The following is a 17,752-nucleotide window of genomic DNA, read 5'->3' as shown; positions in this document are numbered from 1 at the left end:
TCGACAATAAAAACAAAAAACGAGGTCAGGCAATGCAGATGTCCCTCGAAGAATACGACTACATCGTGGTCGGCGCAGGCCCCGCCGGGTGTTTGCTGGCCAATCGGCTTTCGGCCGACAAGCAACATCGTGTGTTGCTGCTCGAGGCCGGCGGTCGGGACAACTACGCATGGATTCACATCCCTGTGGGGTACCTGTTCTGCATCGGCAACCCGCGCACCGACTGGTGCTTCAAGACCGAAGAACAACCGGGCCTCAACGGCCGCGCCTTGAGCTATCCGCGCGGCAAAGTGCTCGGCGGCTGTTCGTCCATCAACGGCATGATCTACATGCGCGGTCAGGCTGCTGACTACGATGGCTGGGCAGCTGCGGGCAACCCAGGTTGGGCGTGGAACGACGTACTGCCCCTGTTCAAACAGAGCGAAAACCACTTCGCTGGCGGCGCTGAGTTTCATGGTGCCCAGGGGGAATGGCGGGTCGAACAACAGCGCCTGTCGTGGCCGATTTTGGATGCATTTCGCAGCGCTGCCGAGCAAAGCGGCATCGCCAGCGTCGATGACTTCAATCAGGGCGATAACGAAGGTTGCGGCTACTTTCAGGTCAACCAGAAAGCCGGTGTGCGCTGGAACGCGGCCAAGGCATTTTTGAAGCCGGTGCGTGATCGCGCGAATCTGACTGTGCTGACCGGGGTTGAGGTTGATCGCGTCCTTCTGGAAGACGGGCGCGCCTCAAAAGTCAGCGCCCGGCACGAAGGCCAAATCAAACAATTCAAAGCGCGGAAAGAAATCGTCCTATGCGCCGGCTCGGTCGGCTCACCGAGCATTCTGCAGCGCTCCGGGATTGGTCCGCGCCCTCTGCTCGAGCGCTTGGGCATCGGCGTGATTCATGAGCTGCCGGGGGTCGGCGGCAATCTGCAGGATCACCTGCAACTGCGTCTGATCTATCAGTTGGAAAACGCCCGAACGCTGAATCAAATCGCCGGCAGCCTGTGGGGCAAGATGGGCATGGGGCTGCGTTATCTGTACGACCGCAGCGGGCCGCTGTCGATGGCGCCAAGTCAGCTGGGCGCATTTGCCCGCTCTGGCCCGGAGCAAACGTCTGCGAATCTTCAATATCACGTGCAACCTCTTTCGCTGGAGCGTTTCGGCGAACCTTTGCACAGTTTCCCGGCCTTCACTGCCTCGGTATGCGACCTGCGCCCGCAAAGCCGTGGCCACATCGAGATCCGCTCGGCGAACCCTCAAGAAGCGCCCCTGATTCAACCCAATTACCTCAGCCATCCGGAGGATTTGCGCGTGGCCGCCGATGCGATTCGCCTGACCCGGCGCATCGTCAGCGCCCCTGCCCTGCAAGCGTTCAAACCGGTTGAATACCTGCCGGGCGACAGTTTGCAGAGCGAAGAACAGTTGCACGAAGCGGCAGCGAAAATCGGCACAACGATTTTCCATCCGGTCGGCACCTGCCGCATGGGCAGTGACGGTGACGCGGTTGTCGATGCGCAGCTGCGCGTACATGGCGTGCCCGGTTTGCGCGTCGCCGACGCGTCGATCATGCCGAGAATCACCTCGGGCAATACCTGTTCGCCTACGCTGATGATTGCCGAGAAGGCGGCACAGCTTATGCTCAAACCCAACACCAAGAGCAGCACCCCGGAACTGGAGTTGGCTCAGCTCCTACCGGGCCGCGTTAAATTCAAGGCATCACCCGGACAAGCAACACCAGTGGAACAACAAAAACAATCACTGTGAGGGATACCGATATGTCAGAACACGCTCAGCCGCTGGACGCCGTGCGCAGCGCGGACACCAGCCCGGATACACGCAAAGTCATCTTCGCCTCGTCACTGGGAACAGTGTTCGAGTGGTATGACTTCTTCCTCTACGGCGCGCTCGCGGCGGTCATTAGCAAGCAGTTTTTCGCCGGCGTCAACGACACCACGGCGTTCATCTTCGCGCTGATGGCGTTCGCCGCCGGTTTCATTGTGCGGCCGTTCGGGGCGTTGGTATTCGGTCGGTTGGGCGACATGATCGGGCGAAAATACACCTTTCTTGCGACGATCATTTTGATGGGGGTGGCGACGTTCTGCGTGGGCTTGCTGCCAACCTACGCCAGCATCGGCATCGCCGCGCCGATCATTCTGGTGGTGCTGCGCATGCTCCAGGGCCTGGCGCTTGGCGGTGAATACGGCGGCGCCGCGACTTACGTGGCGGAACACGCGCCGATGGGCAAACGCGGTTTTCACACCAGCTGGATTCAATCCACCGCCACCCTGGGCCTGCTGCTGTCGCTGCTGGTAGTGCTCGGTTGCCGCTACTTCACTGGTGATCAGTTTGAAGTCTGGGGCTGGCGCATTCCGTTCCTGCTGTCGATCGTACTGCTGGGCATTTCCACCTGGATTCGCCTGAGCCTGCACGAGTCGCCGGCCTATCTGAAAATGAAAGAGGAAGGCAAAACCTCAAAGGCGCCGATTCGTGAATCCTTTGGCAAATGGGAAAACCTCAAGGTCGTGCTGATCGCCCTGTTCAGCATCAACGCGGGCCAAGCGGTGACCTTTTATGCGGCGCAGTTCTACGTACTGTTTTTCCTGACTCAATTCCTGAAAATGGACCCGGCGGTTGCCAACAGCCTGCTGATTATCAGCGTGGTAATCGGCGCACCGTTCTTTATCTTTTTCGGCTGGCTGTCGGACAAGGTCGGACGCAAACCGGTGCTGATGCTCGGCCTGCTGCTGGCGACCGCGCTGTACTTTCCGATCTTCAAATCCCTGGCCCATTACGCCAACCCGGCCATCGACATGGCCAGCCGTCAGGCGCCGATCACGGTGCTGGCAGATCCGGCGACCTGCACCTTCCAGTTCGATCCGGTGGGCAAGGCCAAATTCGACAGCCCATGCGACAAGGTGAAAACATTTTTGGTCAAACAAGGCCTGCCCTACTCCAGCGTTGCCGCCCCGGCCGGCAGCGGCGTACAGGTGAGCATCGGCGAAGTGAAGATCGACGGCTATGACGAGTCAGCACTGCGCGGCGCAATCACCCTCGCTGGCTACCCGCAACAGGCCGACATGCAGCAAATCAACAAACCGATGATCGTCGCCCTGATCGTGGCGCTGATCATCATCTCGGCGATGTGCTACGGCCCGCTCGCGGCGCTGATGGTCGAGCTGTTCCCGACGCGCATCCGTTACACATCGATGTCGCTGCCGTATCACATTGGTAATGGCTGGTTTGGTGGGTTCCTGCCAACGGTGTCGTTCGCGCTGGTGGTGTACACGGGAGATATTTTCTATGGGCTGTGGTACCCGGTGTTGATCACCGGGGTGAGCCTGGTGGTGGGGATGATCTGTTTGCGTGAGACGAAGAATATCGATCTCGACAAGAACTGAGACGGTCTGACGACAACAATGGCGAGGGGAGCGATTCTCTCGCCATTTTTTATGGCTCAGGCCTGCGCCTTGATCACTTCGAATTTAACTTGATCCGGATAGAACGCCACGTAATCACGAATCGGGGCGACTGACACTTTCGGCTTTTCGTAAGTCCACACCGCATTTGCGGCCTCATGCCCCGGCACTTGCAGCGTGAAATAGTTGGCATCGCCCTTGTACGGGCAGTAACTGGTGTGGTCGGTGCGGGCGAAATATTTTTCGTCGATGTCCTCTCGGGGGACGTAGTAGACCGGCGGGTAGTTGGCCTCTTTCAGGATCAGGGCGTGGGAGGACGCGGCGACCTGAATGCCGTGGAACTTCACCAGCAGGCAGCCGGTGAGCTGTTCGAGGATGATCACGGGGCTGGGGCTTTTCACGGGGTTCTCCTGGATACGGCGTAGAGACCGGTTCAGGTATAGCTGATGAGTGGGAAGCGGGTTGCGATTACGGCCGAACGGCAAACACCTTCCGCAACGCTTTTATCTGTATATCCATACAGATAAAAGTTGCCCCCGCCGCCAACTCCGGCCATCCTGTGCCTCTTCATAAACCAACCAGCGATGGTAGCCATGCGGCTGTACCTCTGTGAAAAACCATCCCAAGCCAAAGACATTGCGGCCGTGCTCGGCGCCAAGCGTCGAGGCGACGGCTGCTGGCTGGGAACGGACGTCACGGTCACCTGGTGCATTGGCCACCTCCTTGAAACCGCGCCGCCGGATGCCTACGACGCGCGTTACAAACGCTGGGTGCTGGCGGATCTGCCGATCATTCCGGACAAGTGGAAAATGTCCGTCAAACCACGCACCGCCAGCCAGTACAAAGCGGTGAAGCGCCTGCTCGGCGAAGCCAGTGAACTGATCATCGCCACCGACGCCGACCGTGAGGGCGAGATGATCGCCCGGGAACTGGTCGAGCACTGCCGCTATCGCGGGCCGATTCGCCGCCTGTGGCTGTCGGCGCTCGACGAGGCTTCGATTCGCAAGGCATTGGCCGCGCTGAAGCCTGGGGCCGAGACGTTCAGCCTGTATCACTCGGCATTGGGGCGTTCGCGGGCGGACTGGCTGATCGGGATGAACATGAGTCGGCTGTTCACGTTGCTGGGGCGGCAGTCTGGCTACCAAGGTGTGTTGCCGGTGGGCCGGGTGCAGACACCGACCCTGCGACTGGTGGTTGATCGCGATCGCAGCATCGCCGATTTCGTTCCGGTGCCGTTTTGGGCAATCGACGTCGAGCTACTGCACGACGGTACGGCGTTTACCGCGCAATGGCGCGCACCGTCAGATGATTGTGATGATCAGGACCGCTGCCTGAATCAAGTATTGGCGCAACAAGCGGCAGCGGCGATCAGCAGCGCTGGCAGCGCACGGGTGGTCAAGCTTAAAACCGAGCGCATGCGCGAAGTGGCGCCCCTGCCCTTCGATCTCGGCACGCTGCAGGAAGTCTGCTCAAAGAAGCTCGGCCTCGGCGCCCAGGAAACCCTCGACATCGCCCAGGCCCTCTACGAAACCTACAAGGTCATCACCTACCCGCGCAGTGATTGCGGCTTCCTGCCACTGAGTCAGCACAGCGAGGCGGCGGGAATTCTTTCGGCGCTGCGCCAGGCCGATCCCGGCCTTGATGCCTTGCGCGACTTTCTCGAACCGCAGCGACGCTCGCGGGCGTGGAACGATGCCAAGGTCAGCGCTCACCACGGCATCATCCCCACCATTGCGGCAAAAAACCTTGAACGCCTGACGGGCAAGCATCGCGCCGTGTATACACTCATACGCGCGCGCTATCTGGCGCAGTTTCTGCCCAATCACGAATACGATCGCACCCAGGCCGATTTCGACTGCAACGGTCAAGCGTTGCGCGCCGTGGGCAAGCAGATCATCGAGCCGGGCTGGAAACGCGCCTTGCCCGAGGCACTGGCTCCGGCCAAGGGACGCGAGGCACCAGCGCCGCAAACCTTGCCAGCCATTGACCATGGCGTCGATTGCGCGGTCGCTCGAGTGGATCTCAAGGATTTATGGACGCAACCGCCCAAGCCCTACACCGAGGGCGATCTGATCAAAGCGATGAAGAACGTCGCCAAACTGGTCGAAGATCCGCTGCTCAAACAGAAACTCAAGGACACCACCGGCATTGGCACCGAGGCAACCCGAGCATCGATCATTCAGGGCCTGCTGGATCGAGGCTATCTGGTGAAAAACGGCAAGGCACTGGCCGCAACCTCTGCAGCCTTCAGCTTGATTGACGCTGTGCCCCGCGCGATCGCGGATCCTGGCACCACGGCAATCTGGGAACAGGCGCTGGACATGGTGCAGAGCGGCGAGATGAGTCTGGAAGAGTTCGTCACCAAACAGGCTGCGTGGATGAGCAAGCAGATCACCCGCTGCTCCAGCCTTCGCCTGACCATCAGCGGCCCGCCGCCTGCCGGTAAAGCCGCAGCGCCATGGAAGAAAAAGCGCAAACCGGCTGCCGGAAAACCCACCGGCACGCGTAAACGCGTGGCCCGGCCGGCGGCTCGATAAGCCTCTCAGCGCCCTGTACTCGACAACGGAACAGGTCTTTTCTCATTCCAAAACAGCTTTGTCCGACAATATGTAGTGCTTGAAAATAATCACTACAAAACCGTTGACGGCATCGTTTTGCTTTTGCATGATGAAGACGTTCCCCGATCGGGAACGCTGGTAACACGCTTGAGCAAACTCGTCTGACCGCCGAGTTGTTTTTTCCGGATACACGCTGCCCACAAGGCAGATTGAAGAAGCTGACCTGGCCTGAACGTCCAGTACAAGGACGAGAAGCGCTGGCGAAAATTCTCAAGACGCTTGTGGTCGACACTGGATATGTCGTCAAGGAGCCTCCCGGTTTTCGCTGCTTCTCCTCGTTGTGACGCTATTGCGTAGCAGTTATTCAACACGACTACATGCAACAGATGCACGACCCCGTATTACACGGGCGACCGCTGACGTCCTGGTTTCGGTGCCAGGGATCAACTAACCGATGGGCTACCTGTATTAGCGAATCAACTTTGAAGATCACCAGACTGGTCAAGGGGCATAACAATGAATCTGAACAATCAACCCACTATCGAAGAACTGGCACGTATGTTCGCGGCGCAGAAAGACAGCCACGACAGCCATATTCTCTGGATCAGCAAGTCGGGCCAGGTGCACATCGACTGCCTGTCGCCTCACGCTGGCGAAGAAGAATTCGACCGCAACCACCAGAACCTGCTGGCCCGCCTGAAGATGTACCGCCGCGGTCACGGTTATGTCGGCAAGAAAGCCGCGGCCGACAAGGACTTTATTGGCAATGTTCTGCAGACGCTGAAACAGGCGTGGGATTCGATGCAGAACAACAATGAAGTTCGGGTGATTGATCGGTTTTATTGAGTTAGAGGTTGAATGACCAAATGGGCCTGTTTCGATAAGAAACAGGCCTTTTTTTATCCAGAGTCGCCAAAGACGCTTTTAACTGTTCGTTCCCACGCTCTGCGTCGGCACTGGGAGTTGTAAATCAAGATCAAAAGATCGCAGCCTTCGGCAGCTCCTACACGGTGCGGTCCGGGTTCTAAGTCAGCGCTTTACCGTAAGGTCGACCTGACTCATCCGGCTACGCACGGTAAACACGCCATCGCCTGAAAGAATCGCGCTGCGCGCAAACAACCGCCCGCTTTCCCAATTCGAAAGACCCAGTTCCGGCTTGTTCAGCGCGTACTGTCCGTCGACCCAGCGGGTGATGCCATTGCCCACAAACGGCGCATTCACAGCGTTATAGAAGCGTTCCTGGACTGCCGCATCTTCACTGATCAACGACACCGTGAATTGCGGGCTGTAACGGTTGAAGAGCGCAATCGCCTGATCCAGGTCCTCGACGATCATCAGGCTGACTTCCGGGGTTTCTTCCCACTCCCATTCGCGACCCAGATCCGACTCGGGCAAAGGCTCAGCGAGCGCTTCGGTCCGGTAACCTTCAGCGCGATAAACCTCCACCGTTGCGTTCAGCCATTCGCTCGGCAGGCAATTTTCACTGCCTTCGACGATGTGCAATTTGCAGCCCTGACCGCGAGCAGTCCCGGCGTCCTTCAGCGCATCGAGGAATAAAGGCACCAGCTCGGCGGCGCGTTCACGCTGAATCAGGCAGACATTCAAGGTGTTGCAGACTTTGCGATCCAGCGAGTTGCGCACCACCGCCGCGAAGCGTGTGGCGTCGGCGTCACGGTCGGCGATCAGCCAAGCGCCGCCGGTGCCGTGCAGGCTGACGGCGGTGCCGGCTTGCTGGGCGATGCTGCCCAGTTGACTGACCGCTCGGCCCGACCCGCGCGCCACGGCCAACGACAGACGCCGGTCGGCAAACATCGCCCAGCCGGCCGCATGATTGACGCTGTCCACCAACGACACCGCGCCAACCGGCAAGCCGGCTTCGGCCAGCGCCGGGTTCAAGGCGTGAGTGACGATGGCTTGAGCGGTGCCCAACGCGTCGCTGCCGATGCGCAATACCGCCGTGTTGCCAGTGCGCAACACACCGGCGGCATCGGCAAACACGTTGGGCCGCCCTTCAAAGACAAACGCGACGATACCCAGCGGCGAAACCACTTGCTCGACCTTCCAGCCGTCGTGCTCGACGCTGCTGATGACTTTGCCACGCGTTGGCGGCGCATCACGCCAGGCGCGCAGCCCGGCGATCATGTCGCGGCGCATGCGTTCATCGGCGAGCAACCGGGTGGTCGAACGGCCTCGGGACTTGGCCCGCTCAATGTCGGCAAGATTGGCCGTTTCGATTTGCGCCCAGCACTCAGCATTCTCCAGACGCTGGGCGAACAAATCGAAGAACTGGCTGATGGCTTCATCGGACACCGACGACAACGCGCTGAATGCGGCGGCTGCACGCTCGATTGCTACGGAGGCGGCCTGTTGGTCTGTCACGGGGATCAGCAACAGCTCGCCACTGACCTGCTCGACCAGCAAATGGTCTCCGGGCTGAAACCGCGCGGCCAGTTCGGGGCTGACCACGGTGACGCGGTTACCAGCGAAAGGGATCGGCGTGCCAGCGACTAGACGTTCGAGCGCAAGAGACATGAAGCGGATTCACCATGCAGGGGGCGGCCGGAAAATGTAGCGGATTACCCGCGGAAATACACCTCCTCGATCCACCGAATCAACCTGTGGGAGCTGGCTGCCAGCGATGGCGGTGGCTCAGGCGACATCCATGCTGGATGGTTCGGCATCATCGCTGGCAAGCCAGCTCCCAGAGGAATTTGCAGTGTTTGCTGGATTTGATCAAAACACCGACCAGCCAATCCTCGAACTGAGCAGTTCCAGCGCCGCCATGCCCGCCAGCGAGTTACCCGCCGCATTCAATTCCGGCGACCACACGCACACCGTGAATTGTCCGGGCACGACCGCGACAATCCCGCCACCGACCCCGCTTTTGCCCGGCAGACCAACGCGATAGGCGAAGTTGCCCGCCTCGTCATACAAACCGCTGGTAGCCATGATTGAATTGACCTGCTGGGTCTGGCGCCGAGTCAGGATCTGTTCACCGCTGTGTTTGCAGAACCCGTCATTGGCCAAAAAGCAAAACGCCCGCGCCAGATCGATGCAGTTCATCCGCAGCGCGCAGTGACTGAAATAGCTGCGCAACACCGCTTCGACGTCGTTGTGAAAGTTGCCGAACGATTGCATCAGATACGCCATCGCCGCATTGCGCGCGCGATGCTGGTATTCGGAGTCGGCGACTTTACCGTCAATCATGATCTGCGGATTGCCCGACAGCCGCCGGACAAAGTCACGCATCGACAAAGTCGGGGCGGCGAAGCGCGACTGATTGATATCGCAGATCACCAGCGCCCCGGCGTTGATAAACGGATTACGTGGGCGACCGCGTTCGAATTCCAGTTGCACCAGCGAATTGAATGGCTGGCCGGACGGCTCGTGACCGAGCCGTTCCCAAATCGCTTCGCCGGAATGATCAATCGCCTGCACCAGGCTGAACACCTTGGAAATACTCTGCACCGAGAACGGCGTTTCGGCGTCGCCGGCGCAATACATTTCGCCGTCGTTGCCGTACACGGCAATCGCCAGTTGATTGGCCGGCACGGTGCCGAGGGCGGGAATGTAGTCAGCGACTTTGCCCTGCCCGATCAGGGGCCGGACCGCGTCAAGAATCTCGTTCAACAGCGCTTGCATGCCGGGTTCCAGAGTCTCGCCCCGAGGGATCGCGGGGACACTGGGGCTAGACGCTGCGCCCGCCGGTCGAATCACACCGGCCAGCGTTGCGCAAAATGTTCTAGGCTGAACCGGACCATTCAGAAACGGGAGAGCACCATGCATCTTGAAGGCTCCTGCCATTGCGGCGAGGTCACATTCAGCCTCGACAGCGCCCATCCTTATCCTTACCAGCGCTGCTATTGCTCGATCTGCCGTAAGACTCAGGGCGGCGGCGGTTATGCGATCAACCTTGGCGGTGACGCGACGAGCCTCAAGGTTCGCGGGCGCAAACACATCAGCATCTATCACGCGAAGATGAAAGAAGAAGGCGAAAAACGCGTCCATCGCAGCAGCGCCGAGCGCCACTTCTGTTCGCTGTGCGGCAGCGGCCTGTGGTTGTTCAGCCCAGAGTGGCCGGATCTGATCCACCCGTTTGCATCAGCCATCGACACGCCGTTGCCCGAACCTCCGGAACACACCCACCTGATGCTAGGCTCGAAAGCGCCCTGGGTTGAGGTCGAGGCCAAGCCAAAGGATCAGCAGTTTGATGAATATCCCGAAGAATCGATTACCCAGTGGCATGAGCGACTCGGTGTAACTCGCTGAACACCGCGCCCTACGCGAGCAATATCAATCAGTCCAGATGCGCCCAGGTCATCCTGAACGACGCCCCGCCCCACACCGAATCGCCAACCTCGACCTGCCCGCCATGGGACTGCGAAACCCGCCGCACCAGTGCCAGGCCCAGGCCGAAACCACCGGTGCGCCGGTCGCGGCTGGCGTCCAGTCGCGAAAACGGCTCGAAGATTTTCTCGCGCCCTTCCAGTGGCACACCTGGCCCGTCGTCGCTGACCCTAACTTCGTAATCATCGCCGTGACGCACCAGCGACACCTCGACCCGCTGCTCGGCATAGCGAATGGCGTTGCGCAGCAGGTTGATCACGGCCCGTGCCATGAAACGAGGTTCGATGCGAACGGTATCGACCCCACAATCGGCAATCGATAGCTGCACGCCCGCCGCTTCGGCCTCGAGCGCCACGCTGCCGACGACACTGTCGAGCCAATCGGCCGCCTGAATGTTCTCCCGTTTGATCACCGTCGCGCCGTGCTCCAGACTGGCGTAGGTCAGCAGCTCGGAGACCATTTCCTCCAGCTCGCCGAGATCGGCGTACATGTCGGCGATCAACTCGCGGTTCTGGCTGGCATCCGGTTGCTGCTTGAGCTGATCGAGTTCGAACGAAAGTCGCGCAATCGGTGTGCGCAATTCGTGGGACACGGCGTTAGTCAGTTCGCGCTGGTTGGCGATCAAGCCTTCGATGCGCGCCGCCATCAGATTGAAGTGCTCGGCCAGATCGCGAATGTTCGAACGCCTGGACAATTGAATTCGCACCGACAGATCGTTATCCCCGAAGCGTCCGGCCGCCAGCCTCAGTTTCTCCAGATCGCGCCAGTGCGGGCGTACCCAGAAGAACAGAACGATCCCGATCAGCACCGCCAGCATCATGTATGCGGCGGTGATGTAGAACGGCATCAGGCTCGGCTCCGGCGGCAGCTTGATACTGAGTAACTGCGAACCGCCGTCGATGTTGCTGATGAACTGCGTGTAGTCGTTGCGAATCACCAGCAGGTTCTGCCCAAGCTCGGCTTTTTCCTGAGCGGTCAGGGCCAGTTGATCGGCCTCCACCAGGCTCAGCGACAGGCCGTAATGCGCACGCAGCGAATCGAGCTTCCGTTCACGATCCGCGCCTTGCTGCCCTTGCAAGTGATCCACCAGCGACCAGGCCTGGCCGCGCACCGCTTCGCGGTTGTAATCCTGCATCTGGTTGTCGAGCAACGCGTTGAAGGTGTGCTCGACGGTTTGCAGCGCCAGCACCAGACCGACCGTCATTACCAGAAACAGCCCGAGGAACAAGCGCAGCATCTAAAGCTCCCACGCAAACGGATTGAACAGATAGCCCTTGCCCCACACGGTCTTGATGCACATTGGCTCGCGGGGATTGTCCTTGAGTTTGTTACGCAATTTGCTGATGTAGACGTCGACGCTGCGGTTGAGACCGTCGAAGGCGATGCCACGCATGCGGTTGAGAATGTCGTCGCGCGACAGCGTTTTGCCCGCCGCGCTGGCCAGTAGCCAGAGCAGTTCGAACTCCATGGTGGTCAACTCGATGAGTTCACCGGCCAGCCGCACTTCACGGCAACTGCGGTCGATGCTCAATTGCCCGAATTCAAGAAAACTGACCACGCTGGTGTCCGGCGTCTGCCGCCGTTGCAGCGCCCGCAGCCGAGCGAGCAACACCGGCGGCTTGATCGGTTTGATGACGTAATCATCGGCGCCGGACTCCAGACCGAGGATGTGGTCGAGATCGTCTTCCTTGGCGGTCAGAATCACGATCGGCGTATCCGACACACTGCGAATCTCGCGGCAGACCTGCAAACCGCTCTGCCCCGGCAGCATCAGGTCAAGTACCACAACCTTCGGCTTGAATTCGAGAAACGCGGCCACGGCCAGATCGCCGCGATGCACGGTGCGCGCCTCGTAGCCGTGTTGTTCAAGAAAGTGTGCGATCAGTGCGGCCAGACGTTCATCGTCTTCGACCAACAGGACTTTGCCAAAACCCAGGTTATCCATAACGACCGTTGCCAAGCCAAACGTGGAAAGGTCGACATTATGCTGGCAATCGTGGGCAAGCGATTGCACCCGGCAGCAAAAACCGGCCGCGTGGGCCGGTTTTTCGGGAAGTTTCATACTCTTAAGAGTTTTTTACAAACTCAGGCCGGCACGCCGCTGTGGAAGCGGAATTCCTCGTCCGGCGATTCGATCAGTTCCTGCTCGGCCACGCGGACGCGCTCGATCACCTGCGCAACATCCTTGGCGTCACCATACTGGTAAGCCAGTTTCAGATAGCCCTGAAAATGCCGCGCCTCGCTTTTCAGCAGGCCGAAGTAGAACTTGCCAAGCTCTTTGTCCAGGTGCGGCACCAGCGCTTCGAAGCGCTCGCAACTGCGCGCCTCGATAAAGGCGCCGACCACCAGCGTATCGACCAGTTTTACCGGTTCGTGGCTGCGTACCATCTTGCGCAGGCCCGAGGCATAACGGCCGGCGTGCAGCTGGCGCAGTTCGATCTTGCGCCGTTTCATGATGCGCATGACCTGCTCGTGGTGCACCAGCTCTTCCCGGGCCAGACGCGACATCATGTTGATCAGATCTACATGGGCGTGGTACTTGGCAATCAGGCTCAGCGCGGTGCTGGCGGCCTTGAACTCGCAGTTCTTGTGGTCGATCAGCAGGGTTTCCTGATCGGCCAGTGCCGCCTGGACCCAGGCGTCGGGGGTGCGGCAGCCGAGGAATTCGTGGATTTCGGGAAGGATCATGGGGCTCACGGTAAAAGGTGTTCGAGCGAAGGGCGCCGATTATACCGGCCTGTTGGCAGACCACCAGCGGCGGGTGTTGATATGCATCAAGTCGCGCTCGTCCGGGCAGCAACTATAGTTGTGCAACGCCGTGACTTTTCTTTGCTGGAGACTCCGCTCATGCAAGCCATTCGCAGCATTCTGGTGGTCATCGAACCTGAACATGCCGAAAGCCTGGCGCTAAAACGCGCCAAGCTGATCGCCGATGTCACTCAAGCCCATCTTCACCTGCTGGTGTGCGACAAAACGCACGACCATGCCGGGCTGCTGAGCGTGCTCAAGGCCGCGTTGCTGGCGGAGGGCTATAGCGTGACCACTGAACAGGCGTGGAACGAGAACCTGCACGAAACCATCATTGATGTGCAGCAGGCCGAGGGCTGCGGGCTGGTTATCAAACAGCATTTCCCCGACAGCCCTTTGAAAAAAGCCCTGCTGACCCCGGCGGACTGGAAACTGCTTCGGCACTGCCCTTCCCCGGTGCTGTTGGTGAAAACAGCCGGCTCGTGGAAGGACAAGGTGATTCTTGCGGCGGTCGATGTAGGCAATGCTGACGGCGAGCACCGGCACCTGCACGCCACCATCATCGATCATGGCTACGACATCGCGAGCCTGGCGAAAGCGCATTTACACGTGATCAGCGCGCACCCTTCGCCAATGCTCTCGGCGGCAGACCCGACGTTTCAGCTCAAATCGACGATAGAAGCGAAATACCGCGAACAGTGTCGGGCGTTTCAGGCTGAGTTCGATGTTGATGACGAGCACCTGCACATCGTGGAGGGCCCGGCGGATGTGCTGATTCCGTTCATGGCGAACAAGCTGCAGGCGGCAGTGACCGTGATTGGTACTGTGGCACGGAGTGGATTGTCAGGCGCGTTGATCGGCAATACGGCGGAAGCCGTGCTGGATTCGCTTGAAAGCGACGTACTGGTGCTCAAGCCACAGGAGGTCGAAGATCATCTGGTGGAATTGACGGTGAAACACTGAGGATTGCTATGCCTGGACTGGCGCCTTCGCGAGCAGGCTCGCTCCCAGATTTGACCTGCATTTCCCTGTGGGAGCGAGCCTGCTCGCGAAGCTTTTGATGTTCAGGCGCCAAAGGAATCTTTGAGGAATCCGGGTGCGATGTAGCGTTGATAGTGCGCTTCCGACAGCAGGAAAAATTCCCGATCGATCGCATCGCGCAGTTCCGGCAGGTTCCAGTCGCGAAACTCCGGCAGGAGTACCATTCCGTAGGCTTCCAGATTAACGATCACCCGCGCGCCCCGCGCTATCAACTGATACGCCCAGCAGTATTCAGACTGATGCGGCACGAAGCGGATCTTGCGCTGCTCCAGCTGTTCGCGCAGACGCGCCGGATCGAAAATTTCGACCTTGCTCGCCATCACCTGCGACAACAATTGCTCCAGACGCAGCCAGACCGCGCGTTTTTCCTCCTCGTTGTACCCGTTCCAATGGATCACTTCGTGGTGGAAACGCTTGCAGCCACGGCACACGAGATCCCCGTAAACGGTGGAGCAGAGGCCGACACAAGGCGTCTTGATGGTCTGATTGGGCATAAATGGCAAAAACACTGAACGCGGAACAGGTCGGCATGTTAGCCCTTTGCCGAGCATTGATCACCCCTCAAACATCAGGGGCTCAACGGCGTCCTGCGTTTGTTCCAACCCCGCGCACTGCCACGAAAGTCCAATAGAGTCCGACTTACCTTTAAAATCTTTTTGCCGTAGAATCAGCCAGCCTTTTAAGGCGCCAATGTCCGTTTGAAGCTGTTTTCAAAGCGTCACGAGCACAGTCGTTCCTTCAGAGCGGTGTTGGCGAAGGGTTTTTCCAGCGGGGAAAAGCCCAACGCCAACCCTCATCAGCTCCCCGTTCTGCAGGCGTAAAACTTTGAAAGCAGCTTCTGTAAGGAATGGTCGATAATTCTGGCTAAGTGGCCCACAACGCCACGCAGCGCATGAGTACGGCCATTTCGGGATGAGCGTCCCGGACACCCATTTGGGACCACTGATGAGGGTAATAACTGTGCTTGAAGCCTACCGCAAACATATCGAAGAGCGTGCAGCCCTGGGTATCGTTCCCCAGCCGCTTAACGCCGAACAAACAGCAGGCCTGGTCGAGCTGCTGAAGAACCCTCCGGCTGGCGAAGAAGCTTTCCTCGTTGACCTGATCACCAATCGCGTACCACCAGGCGTTGACGAAGCCGCTTACGTCAAGGCCGGTTTCCTGTCTGCCCTGGCCAAGGGCGAAGTCAACTCCCCTCTGCTGGACAAGAAGCGCGCTGTCGAACTGCTCGGCACCATGCAGGGCGGCTACAACATCGTCACTCTGGTTGAGCTGCTGGACGACGCCGAACTGGCGCCAGTCGCCGCCGAAGAACTCAAGCACACCCTGCTGATGTTCGACGCCTTCCACGACGTCGCTGAAAAAGCCAAGAACGGCAACGTTCACGCCAAAGCCGTGCTGCAATCCTGGGCTGACGGCGAGTGGTTCAAGAAGCGCCCTGTTCTGGCCGACAAGATCAGCCTGCGCGTTTTCAAGGTCACCGGCGAAACCAACACCGACGACCTGTCCCCTGCTCCGGACGCCTGGTCCCGCCCGGACATCCCGCTGCACGCCCTGGCCATGCTGAAAATGGCCCGTGACGGCATCGTTCCGGACGAGCAAGGCAAGACCGGCCCGATGAAGCAGATCGAAGAAATGCGCGGCCAGGGCTTCCCGATCGCCTACGTCGGTGACGTGGTCGGTACCGGTTCCTCGCGTAAATCGGCGACCAACTCGGTCCTGTGGTTCTTCGGCGACGACATCCCTTACGTGCCGAACAAACGCGCTGGCGGTTTCTGCTTCGGCAGCAAAATCGCACCGATCTTCTACAACACCATGGAAGATGCCGGCGCACTGCCAATCGAGTTCGACGTAACGAACATGAACATGGGTGACGTGATCGACCTGTATCCGCACGCTGGCAAGGTCTGCAAGCACGGTACCGACGAAGTCATCACCACCTTCGAAATGAAGACCCCTGTGCTGTTGGACGAAGTCCGGGCCGGCGGTCGTATTCCGCTGATCATCGGCCGCGGCCTGACCGAGAAGGCTCGCGCCGAACTGGGTCTGCCGGCATTCGACCTGTTCAAGAAGCCTGAAGCTCCAGCTGAAAGCACCAAGGGTTTCACCCTGGCGCAGAAAATGGTCGGCAAAGCCTGCGGTCTGGCAGAAGGCCAGGGCGTTCGTCCTGGCACCTACTGCGAACCGAAGATGACCACCGTAGGTTCTCAGGACACCACCGGTCCGATGACCCGTGACGAACTGAAGGACCTCGCGTGCCTGGGCTTCTCCGCTGATCTGGTGATGCAGTCGTTCTGCCACACCGCGGCGTATCCGAAGCCGATCGACGTCACCACCCACCACACCCTGCCTGACTTCATCATGACCCGCGGCGGCGTTTCCCTGCGTCCGGGCGACGGCATCATCCACTCGTGGCTGAACCGCATGCTGCTGCCGGACACCGTGGGCACCGGTGGCGACTCGCACACCCGCTTCCCGATGGGCATCTCGTTCCCGGCCGGTTCCGGTCTGGTCGCGTTTGCCGCAGCTACCGGCGTCATGCCACTGGACATGCCAGAATCGATTCTGGTGCGCTTCAAAGGCAAAATGAAACCTGGCATCACCCTGCGTGACCTGGTTCATGCGATTCCTTACTTCGCCATCCAGAACGGTCTGCTGACCGTCGAGAAGAAAGGCAAGAAAAACGCCTTCTCCGGCCGCATTCTGGAAATCGAAGGTCTGGAAGGCCTGACCCTGGAGCAGGCGTTCGAGCTGTCCGACGCCTCGGCCGAACGTTCGGCTGCCGGTTGCACCATCAAGCTGTCGAAAGAGTCGATCACCGAGTACCTGAACTCCAACATCACTCTGCTGCGCTGGATGATCGGCGAAGGCTACGGCGATGCACGTACCCTGGAACGTCGTGCTCAAGCGATGGAAGCCTGGGTTGCCAACCCGGAACTGATGGAAGCCGATGCCGACGCGGAATACGCCGAAGTCATCGAAATCGATCTGGCCGACATCAACGAGCCAGTGCTCTGCGCACCAAACGATCCGGACGACGCCCGTCTGCTGTCCAGCGTCGCTGGCGAGAAGATCGACGAAGTGTTCATCGGTTCGTGCATGACCAACATCGGTCACTTCCGCGCTGCCGGTAAACTGCTGGATCAGGTCAAGGGTCAGTTGCCAACCCGTCTGTGGCTGTCGCCGCCGACCAAGATGGACGCTCACCAACTGACCGAAGAAGGCTACTACGGCATCTACGGCAAGGCCGGCGCACGCATGGAAATGCCAGGCTGCTCGCTGTGCATGGGTAACCAGGCACGCGTCGAGCCGAACAGCACCGTGGTGTCGACTTCGACCCGTAACTTCCCGAACCGTCTGGGCGACGGCGCGAACGTCTACCTGGCCTCGGCCGAGCTGGCGTCCGTTGCTTCGATCCTGGGTCGCCTGCCGACCGTCGAGGAGTACATGGAATACGCTGGCAAGATCGACAGTATGGCGGCCGATATCTACCGCTACCTGTCCTTCGACCAGATCGCCGAGTTCCGTGAAGCTGCTGCGAACGCCAACATCCCGGTCGTTCAAGCCTAACGCTGCAACGCAATAAAAAACGCCGCCCATCGTGAGATGAGCGGCTTTTTTTTATGCTGATCGCCTATCGCCTGATCGTTCCCAGCTC

General features: G+C 59.6%; 14 protein-coding genes. 7 read left to right on the top strand and 7 right to left on the bottom strand.

Annotated features, from left to right (window positions below; all coding sequences use genetic code 11):
* The first annotated feature begins 32 nt into the window (after positions 1-32).
* Together HU727_RS20225 and HU727_RS20220 are read left to right on the top strand one after the other, a co-directional pair.
* Complete coding sequence (locus HU727_RS20225) at positions 33-1,748, top strand: GMC family oxidoreductase (RefSeq protein ID WP_225919868.1); 1,716 nt, start codon at positions 33-35, stop codon at positions 1,746-1,748.
* Positions 1,749-1,759: 11 nt separating this feature from the next.
* A complete protein-coding gene (locus tag HU727_RS20220; protein ID WP_186533361.1) occupies positions 1,760-3,382 on the top strand; it encodes an MFS transporter in 1,623 nt (540 codons plus the stop codon).
* 56 nt (positions 3,383-3,438) lie between these two features.
* Here HU727_RS20220 and HU727_RS20215 read toward each other — a convergent pair whose 3' ends face one another.
* Complete coding sequence (locus HU727_RS20215) at positions 3,439-3,801, bottom strand: DUF427 domain-containing protein (protein ID WP_186533362.1); 363 nt, start codon at positions 3,799-3,801, stop codon at positions 3,439-3,441.
* A gap of 192 nt (positions 3,802-3,993) precedes the next feature.
* Between HU727_RS20215 and HU727_RS20210 the strand changes: the two genes are divergently transcribed.
* A complete protein-coding gene (locus HU727_RS20210; protein ID WP_186533363.1) occupies positions 3,994-5,937 on the top strand; it encodes a DNA topoisomerase III in 1,944 nt (647 codons plus the stop codon).
* 537 nt (positions 5,938-6,474) lie between these two features.
* A complete protein-coding gene (locus HU727_RS20205) occupies positions 6,475-6,804 on the top strand; it encodes a hypothetical protein (RefSeq protein ID WP_042609383.1) in 330 nt (109 codons plus the stop codon).
* Between the two features lie 183 nt (positions 6,805-6,987).
* Here HU727_RS20205 and HU727_RS20200 read toward each other — a convergent pair whose 3' ends face one another.
* Positions 6,988-8,490, bottom strand: coding sequence for an aldehyde dehydrogenase family protein (locus HU727_RS20200; RefSeq protein WP_186533364.1), 1,503 nt, complete (start codon positions 8,488-8,490; stop codon positions 6,988-6,990).
* Between the two features lie 201 nt (positions 8,491-8,691).
* A complete protein-coding gene (glsB, locus tag HU727_RS20195; protein ID WP_186533365.1) occupies positions 8,692-9,600 on the bottom strand; it encodes a glutaminase B in 909 nt (302 codons plus the stop codon).
* Positions 9,601-9,738: 138 nt separating this feature from the next.
* On the opposite strand from glsB, the gene HU727_RS20190 reads away from it, so the two are divergent.
* A complete protein-coding gene (locus HU727_RS20190; RefSeq protein WP_186533366.1) occupies positions 9,739-10,227 on the top strand; it encodes a GFA family protein in 489 nt (162 codons plus the stop codon).
* Positions 10,228-10,255: 28 nt separating this feature from the next.
* Here HU727_RS20190 and HU727_RS20185 read toward each other — a convergent pair whose 3' ends face one another.
* From HU727_RS20185 to HU727_RS20175, 3 genes are all read right to left on the bottom strand, one after another.
* The gene (locus tag HU727_RS20185) at positions 10,256-11,542 is read right to left on the bottom strand and encodes an ATP-binding protein (RefSeq protein ID WP_186533367.1); all 1,287 of its coding nucleotides are present in this window, start codon (positions 11,540-11,542) and stop codon (positions 10,256-10,258) included.
* Positions 11,543-12,250, bottom strand: a complete 708-nt coding sequence (locus tag HU727_RS20180; protein WP_186533368.1) for a response regulator — start codon at positions 12,248-12,250, stop codon at positions 11,543-11,545. It abuts the gene before it with no gap.
* A 140-nt stretch (positions 12,251-12,390) separates the two neighbouring features.
* Entirely contained in the window at positions 12,391-12,993 is a 603-nt protein-coding gene (locus HU727_RS20175; protein WP_186533369.1) for a MiaE family protein, read from the bottom strand.
* A 159-nt stretch (positions 12,994-13,152) separates the two neighbouring features.
* On the opposite strand from HU727_RS20175, the gene HU727_RS20170 reads away from it, so the two are divergent.
* Positions 13,153-14,016, top strand: a complete 864-nt coding sequence (locus tag HU727_RS20170; RefSeq protein WP_186533370.1) for a universal stress protein — start codon at positions 13,153-13,155, stop codon at positions 14,014-14,016.
* Between the two features lie 101 nt (positions 14,017-14,117).
* On the opposite strand, the gene HU727_RS20165 is transcribed toward HU727_RS20170, so the two are convergent.
* Positions 14,118-14,588, bottom strand: coding sequence for a DUF1289 domain-containing protein (locus HU727_RS20165; protein WP_186533423.1), 471 nt, complete (start codon positions 14,586-14,588; stop codon positions 14,118-14,120).
* Between the two features lie 466 nt (positions 14,589-15,054).
* Here HU727_RS20165 and acnB point away from each other — a divergent pair, with 466 nt between their 5' ends.
* Positions 15,055-17,664: a bifunctional aconitate hydratase 2/2-methylisocitrate dehydratase gene (acnB, locus tag HU727_RS20160; protein WP_186533424.1), complete on the top strand. Its 2,610-nt coding sequence runs from the start codon at positions 15,055-15,057 to the stop codon at positions 17,662-17,664.
* Positions 17,665-17,752: the final 88 nt, after the last annotated feature.

It is taken from the genome of Pseudomonas khorasanensis, assembly GCF_014268505.2.
Classification (GTDB): domain Bacteria; phylum Pseudomonadota; class Gammaproteobacteria; order Pseudomonadales; family Pseudomonadaceae; genus Aquipseudomonas; species Aquipseudomonas khorasanensis.
This window is presented reverse-complemented; position numbering and strand designations above follow the sequence as displayed.